Source organism: Pedococcus sp. 2YAF34 (genome assembly GCF_052114585.1).
GTDB lineage: Bacteria > Actinomycetota > Actinomycetes > Actinomycetales > Dermatophilaceae > Pedococcus.
In genome coordinates this window covers 1-6,360 of the sequence record NZ_JBFRFA010000067.1, presented here as the reverse complement: position 1 = coordinate 6,360, position 6,360 = coordinate 1, and the positions used below count along the sequence as shown (strand labels likewise).

5 protein-coding genes are annotated in these 6,360 nt (G+C 71.7%); 1 reads left to right on the top strand and 4 read right to left on the bottom strand.

The window, feature by feature from the left end; genetic code table 11:
• Positions 1–49: 49 nt before the first annotated feature.
• The 4 genes from AB4Z02_RS18745 to AB4Z02_RS18730 form a co-directional block, all read right to left on the bottom strand.
• Positions 50–1,333 carry an ABC transporter substrate-binding protein gene (locus AB4Z02_RS18745; protein WP_441972865.1) on the bottom strand — a complete coding sequence of 428 codons (1,284 nt, stop codon included), beginning with the start codon at positions 1,331–1,333 and terminating at the stop codon, positions 50–52.
• Positions 1,334–1,498: 165 nt separating this feature from the next.
• Complete coding sequence (locus AB4Z02_RS18740) at positions 1,499–2,458, bottom strand: sucrase ferredoxin (protein WP_441972864.1); 960 nt, start codon at positions 2,456–2,458, stop codon at positions 1,499–1,501.
• Entirely contained in the window at positions 2,455–4,899 is a 2,445-nt protein-coding gene (locus AB4Z02_RS18735; RefSeq protein ID WP_441972863.1) for a DNA gyrase/topoisomerase IV subunit A, read from the bottom strand. Before AB4Z02_RS18735 ends, AB4Z02_RS18740 begins: the two co-directional genes overlap by 4 nt.
• A gap of 66 nt (positions 4,900–4,965) precedes the next feature.
• The gene (locus AB4Z02_RS18730; protein ID WP_441972861.1) at positions 4,966–5,601 is read right to left on the bottom strand and encodes a nitroreductase family protein; all 636 of its coding nucleotides are present in this window, start codon (positions 5,599–5,601) and stop codon (positions 4,966–4,968) included.
• An 81-nt stretch (positions 5,602–5,682) separates the two neighbouring features.
• Between AB4Z02_RS18730 and AB4Z02_RS18725 the strand changes: the two genes are divergently transcribed.
• Complete coding sequence (locus tag AB4Z02_RS18725) at positions 5,683–6,222, top strand: RNA polymerase sigma factor (protein ID WP_441972860.1); 540 nt, start codon at positions 5,683–5,685, stop codon at positions 6,220–6,222.
• Positions 6,223–6,360: the final 138 nt, after the last annotated feature.

Here is a 6,360-nt window from a genome sequence, read left to right as displayed (position 1 = left end):
ACCCCGACGGGGTCACCCCCCACACCTGGGAAATGCTGGTGGCGCTGGATCAGCCGCCGGCAGCCGCCTGCATGGCCGCCTGCATGTCCTTGACCGCCTGCTGGGCGGTCTTCTGGCCCTGCATGGCCGCGTAGAAGTTCTCCTGGATGGCGTTGGTGACCCCGGGGTAGAACGGGGTGACCGGGCGTGGCACCGCGTTTTGGATCGACGTCAACAGTGTGGGCAGGTAGGGGTACTTCTTCACCAGGTCCTGGTCGGCGTAGATCGACTCCAGAACAGGTGCCAGCGACCCCTTCTCCATGTTGGTCTTCTCCTCCTCCGGGCTGGTGATGAACTTCAGGAAGTCCAGGGCCGTGGCCTTGTGCTTGGAGAACGCGCTGATCGCGCCGCTGTGGCCACCGAGGGTCGAGGTGCCGGGGCCGCTCACGCCGGGCAGCGGGGCGACCGCGAACTTGCCCTTGACCTTGGAGGCACCGTCGCTGCCGAACAGGCTGTAGACGTACGGCCAGTTGCGCAGGAACAACAGCTTGCCGGACTCGAAGGCCTGCCGGCTCTGCTCCTCCTGGTAGGTGATGGCCTGCTTGGGGATGTCACCGCTCTTGTAGTGGTCGGCCAGGGCCTGGAGGCCCTTGGCGGCCTCGGGGGAGTCGACGGTCGGCTTGCCGGCGTCGTCGACGACCTTGGCGCCGTAGGCGTTCATCCACTCGGTGGCGTTACACGTGCCGCCCTCGTACTTGGCGAACTGACCGGCGTAGCAGTCCATGCCGTTCTTCTTGGCGATGGAGCACATCGACCACATCTCGTCGAACGTCTTCGGCGGCGTCTTCACGAGGTCGGAGCGGTAGTAGAGCATGGCACCGTCGGAGGCGAACGGCGCGGCGTACAGCGTGTTGTTATACGTCGCCGCGGCGACGGGCGCCTTGAGGAAGCCGTTGGTCGGGAACGCCATCTTGTCCTTGAGCGGCGTCAGCCAGCCCTTGGCCGCGAACTCCGCGGTCCATACGACGTCGACGGACACGACGTCGTAGCTGGGGTCCTTGGCCTGGAAGTGCTGGACGAGGTCGTCGTGCTGCTGGTCAGCCTTGTCGGACTGCTCCTTGATCGAGACCTTCTCGGTGGGGTGCTTGGCATTCCACCGCGCTGCCTGCGGCGCGAGCAGGTTGCTGTTGTCCTTGCCCGAGACATACGTGATGGGGCCTCGGGAGGCAGCGCCGGATGAGGCCGCGTTGCCGGTCTTGTCGCTGCCACCACCGCAGGCAGCGGCGACGAGCGCCACGGACACTGCTCCGGCGAGCACTGTGAGAGTGCGTCGCTTGTTTGATCGGAGGGCCATTCGCCCGCCTCCATTTCTCGCGTCGTGCTGAGGCGGACGTGCCTCGGCAATGAGGTGAACCGACCTCATGTAAACGTTTGCGCTCCGGCAGCGCAATCATTCCCGACACGAACGCGGTAACGATTTCGTAACTGGGGCCGGGGCGCGTGCGTGAACGGGTGGTGCTCAAGTCCGGATGGCGGTCTCCCACGTGGCGACCGGGATCGGCGTCTTTCCACACGACTCGGGCAATTCGGTTGGGCCCGTACGGCGTTCGCAGGCCACGAGCCACTCGCGGCCGTCGCGGTGGCTGACCACCACGGCGACGGCGCCGGAGTCCGGGGCGGGCGCGGCGGTCGCGGGGGCGGAGGTCGTCAGGGCCGTCAACGAGGTCTCCCCGACGAGGTGGCGCACGTGCGACTCGGCCGCCTGCTCGGCACCGTCGAGGGGGCTGCGGCCGCGGTCGTGCAGCGGGCCCAAGGCCCGCTGGGGCAGCTCGCCCCGGCCGGCCGCGGCCAGCACCTCGGTGGACAGCTCGGTGTCGAGGCGGGCCAGGGTGGCACCGTGGGGGAGGAGCACACCGGTGGGGGCGAACCGGTGGCCGCCGGTGTGGGACGCCTCCCAGACGCGCCCCGGGGACACGGCTGCGGCGTCGAGGGTCACCGGGCGTCCGCGGACCGCGCAGCAGACGTCGCGCCGCCCGTTGGTGCACACCAGCAGGACCGGGTCGCTGGGCGACAGGGCGGGCAGGCTCGCGCGCACGGCGTCGGCGTCGCCCCGGGCCAGGGCGTCGAGGTCGACGTCGAGCAGGACCTCGTGGTCGGTCACGCGCCCGGTCAGCAGCCACGGGTCGGGGCCCGCCCACGCGAGGTAGACGACCTGGCCCGGCTCGTGGTGGTCGTCGGCGTGCCGACCGGGGCGGCGGATGAGGCTCAGCCGCCCACCCCTGGTGCTGCACGCCTCGGCCAGCGCGCGACCCAGGCCGGGGGGCAGGTGCGACTCAGTGGCAGCGTCCCGACCCCACGGGCCGGGCTGCTCCACCGCGAGGAAGAACGAGGCCCGGGCCGCCGTGCCGTACGCGCGCAGGCCGGCCCGGTCGAACCCCACCGAGCAGGCGTCCGGCGCCGGGACGGCGTGGCCGGTCACCGTGGCGGGCCGGCGATGCGCGCGATGGCGGCGGGGGCCGGGGTGCCCGAGCCGTCGCGCCGCCCGTTCGCCTCGGGCAGCTCGAGGGCGACGCCGTTGGCACCGGAGGCACGGGCCGGCACGGGACCCGCCCAGGCCAGCACGAGGGTGTCCTCACCCTTGAGGAAGCGGTGGCACCGGACGCCTCCGGTGGCGCGGCCCTTGGCGGGGTACTCGGAGTAGGGGGTGACCTTGATCGAGCCGGGCTCGGTGCCAGGAAGCGCGCCGGAGGAGCCGGAGGAGGTGACCACCACGGCGTCCGCGCCCTGAGGCACCGCGCCGAAGAAGCTGACTCGGTCGCCGCCGCCCAGCTTGATGCCGGCGATCCCGCCTCCGGCACGGCCCTGCGGACGCACGGATGCGGCCCCGAAGCGCAGCAGCTGCGCCTCGGAGGTGATGAAGACGAGGTCCTCGTCGCCGGTCAGCAGCTCGACCGCGCCCACGACCTCGTCGCCGTCCTTGAGTGACACGAGCTCGAACTCGGAGCGGCCCGGGTAGTCGGTGGTGACGCGCTTGACCACGCCCTGGGCGGTGCCGAGCGCGATACCGGGTCCCTCGGGGCCGAGCCCCACGATGGTGAGGGGCTCCTCGCCGGCCGGCAGGTCGACGTACGCCGCGAGCGGGGCGCCGCCGGACAGGCTCGGGGCGCCGTTGGTGGGGGGCAGCGTCGGCAGCTCGAGCGCCGAGAGCCGGACCAGGCGTCCGCGGGAGGTGACGAGGCCGACCTCTCCGCGAGCCGTCGTGCGGACCGCACCGACGAGCGCGTCGTGCTTGCTGCGGGAGCCGTCGGCGGGGATCGGGTCGGCGCCGGTGGTGCGCGCCATGAGCCCGGTGGAGGACAGCAGGACCCAGCAGGGGTCGTCGGCGACCTCGAGCGGCGTCGCCGTGGTCGCCGGCACGCCGGCGGACTCGAGCAGCACCGTACGGCGCGGGGTGCCGTGCGACTTCGCGACCTCGGCGAGCTCGGTGGAGACGGTCCTCAGGAGCAGCTTCTCGTCGCCGAGGATGGCCTCGAGCTCCTCGATCTGGCGCTCGAGGTCGGTCTTCTCGTTCTCGAGCTCGATGCGCGAGAACTTGGTGAGCCGGCGCAGCTGCAGGTCGAGGATGTAGGTCGCCTGCGGGTCGGACAGGTCGAACACGTCCATGAGCCGGGCCTTGGCGGTGTTGCCGTCGTCGGAGGACCGGATGACCTGGATGACCTCGTCGATGTCGAGGATCGCGACAAGCAGGCCCTCGACGAGGTGCAGGCGGTCCTTGCGCTTGCCGAGGCGGTACTCGGTGCGGCGGCGCACGACGTCGGTGCGGAAGTCGACGTAGACGCGCAGCAGGTCCTTCAGTCCCAGGGTCCGCGGCTGGCCGCCGACGAGGGCGACGTTGTTGATGGAGAACGAGTCCTCCATGGGCGTGAGCTTGTAGAGCTGCTCGAGGACCGCGTCGGGGTTGAAGCCGTTCTTGACCTCGATGACCAGCCGCAGGCCGTGCTTGCGGTCGGTGAGGTCCTTGACGTCGGCGATGCCCTGCAGCTTCTTGGACTGCACCGCGTCCTTGAGCTTCTCGATGACCTTCTCCGGGCCGACGAGGTAGGGCAGCTCGGTGACGACGATGCCCATGCGCCGGGGGGAGGTCTTCTCGATGCGGGTGGTGGCGCGCGTGCGGAAGCTGCCGCGGCCGGTGAGGTAGGCGTCGCGGATCCCGTCGAGGCCGACGATGCGCCCACCCGCGGGCAGGTCCGGGCCCGGGACGAACTTCATGAGGTCGTCCAGGGAGCAGGAGGGGTTGGCGATCAGGTGGCGCGCAGCGCCGATGACCTCCACGAGGTTGTGGGGGGCCATGTTGGTGGCCATGCCGACGGCGATTCCGCTGGCGCCGTTGACGAGCAGGTTGGGGAACGCCGCGGGCAGGACCTCGGGCTGAAGGAGCTGGTCGTCGTAGTTGGGGACGAACGGCACCGTCTCCTCGTCGAGCCCGGTCGTCATGAGCAGTGCTGCCGCTGCCGGGCGGGCCTCGGTGTAGCGCGAGGCGGCCGGGCCGTCATCGAGGGAGCCGAAGTTGCCGTGGCCGTCGACGAGGGGCAGCCGCATCGTGAACGGCTGGGCCATACGGACGAGGGCGTCGTAGATCGCGGTGTCACCGTGCGGGTGGTACTTGCCCATGACGTCGCCGACGACGCGTGAGGACTTCACGTGCCCGCGGTCGGGCCGCAGGCCCATCTCGTGCATCGAGAAGAGGATGCGGCGCTGCACGGGCTTCAGGCCGTCGCGCGCGTCGGGCAGGGCGCGCGAGTGGATGACGGAGACGGCGTACTCGAGGAACGCTCCCTGCATCTCCTCGCGGACGTCGATGTCGACGATCCGCTCGACGTAGGTCTCGTCCTCAGGCGCGGACGCGCTCTTGCGGGCCATACCGGGGTGCAACTCCTCGTGGACGCCCCGCGGGCTGCGGGGGAACCCCCCAATCTTGGCCCACGGCTAGACAGGGCCCGGGACCGACTCGCCGGGGCCGGCGCCGAACGCGCCCCGGTGCACGACCTCGGACGCCGGGCGCCGTCCGCGACGCAGGCTCGGCGACGTCGTGCGGGTGAGCTCGTGGCCGAGCGCCACCACACCGACCAGCCGCCGGTCCGCGGGTATGGCGTGGGCCTGCCGCACGGCGTCGTGCCGGTCCGGCGGCACGCCGAAGAACAGCGCCCCCAACCCTTCGTCGACGGCAGTGAGAAGCATGAGCATCGCCGCCATGCCCGTGTCGACGTCCCAGTAGGGGACGGGCCAGCGAGCCGGGTCGCGGTCGATCCAGCCCTTGTCGGGCTCGGCGTAGCGGTCGAGGTAGGCGTCGGGGTGGGACAGGCACAGGACGAGCACAGGGGCAGCGCCCACGCCGCGCAGCCAGGCGTCGGGCTCGCGCTCGCCGTCGCGGGTGGCGGCCCAGAACGCACTGGTCTGCTCCGGTCCCTCGAGGACGACGAAGTCCCAGCCCTGGCTGAACCCGGCGCTGGGGGCGCGCTGCGCTGCGTGCAGGACACGGTCGAGCGACGTGCCCCCGACCGGCCGGTCGGGGTCGAACCGGCGCACCATCCGCCGCCGGCGGACCACCTCTGCGAGCTCCATGGCACCATCCTGTCGCGGGCCGCGTCGACGGCGCTGACAGGATGGCACCAACCACGCGCGGCGCTGCGGCGTCCACGGGACATGACGACGATGACCGCGGTGGTCCTCAGGGGAGGGGTGGGCGTGGCGACGCGGGACCGGGTCGACGTCGAGGCTGCCGTCCGCGAGGTCTACGACGTCCACTACGGCCGCCTCGCCGGCTGGACCGCCCGGCTCGTCGGGGACCACGACCTGGGCCACGACCTTGCCACCGAGGCGTTCCTCAAGCTCTTCCGCGACTTTGCGCGCGTCGACGACCCGCGCGCCTGGCTCTACACCGTCACCGCCAACCTGGTGCGCGACCACTGGCGCAAGCGCGGGCGCGAGTCGGTCGCCTACACCCGGCACGAGGGCGGCCGCGACGACTTCACCCCCGACCCCGACCTGGCGACGACGCTGACCGTCCGCGACGCGGTGCTCGAGCTCCCGGACCGGCTGCGCGTGGTCGTGCTGCTGCACTACTTCGCCGACCTGCCGGTGGCGACCGTCGCACGCCAGCTGGAGAAGTCCGAGGGCACGGTGAAGCGGGACCTGTTCGACGCCCGCCAGCGGATGGCGAAGACCTTGGGAGAGCTGCGATGACCCGGGACCCCCTGGACGACTTCTTCGCGCGTGAGCGCGCCGAGGTCCGTGAGCTGCCTGCGGGCCCGGACCGCTGGGAGGCGCTGCTTGCCGAGTCGCGCCGCCCGCAGCGGCACCGCGCGGTCCTGTGGCTGGGCG

Bases quoted from the DNA above. Each gene is read 5' to 3' on its own strand.
- AB4Z02_RS18735 (WP_441972863.1), bottom strand. From the start codon at position 4,899: ATGGCCCGCAAGAGCGCGTCCGCGCCTGAGGACGAGACCTACGTCGAG.
- AB4Z02_RS18745 (WP_441972865.1), bottom strand. From the start codon at position 1,333: ATGGCCCTCCGATCAAACAAGCGACGCACTCTCACAGTGCTCGCCGGA.
- AB4Z02_RS18730 (WP_441972861.1), bottom strand. From the start codon at position 5,601: ATGGAGCTCGCAGAGGTGGTCCGCCGGCGGCGGATGGTGCGCCGGTTC.
- AB4Z02_RS18725 (WP_441972860.1), top strand. From the start codon at position 5,683: ATGACGACGATGACCGCGGTGGTCCTCAGGGGAGGGGTGGGCGTGGCG.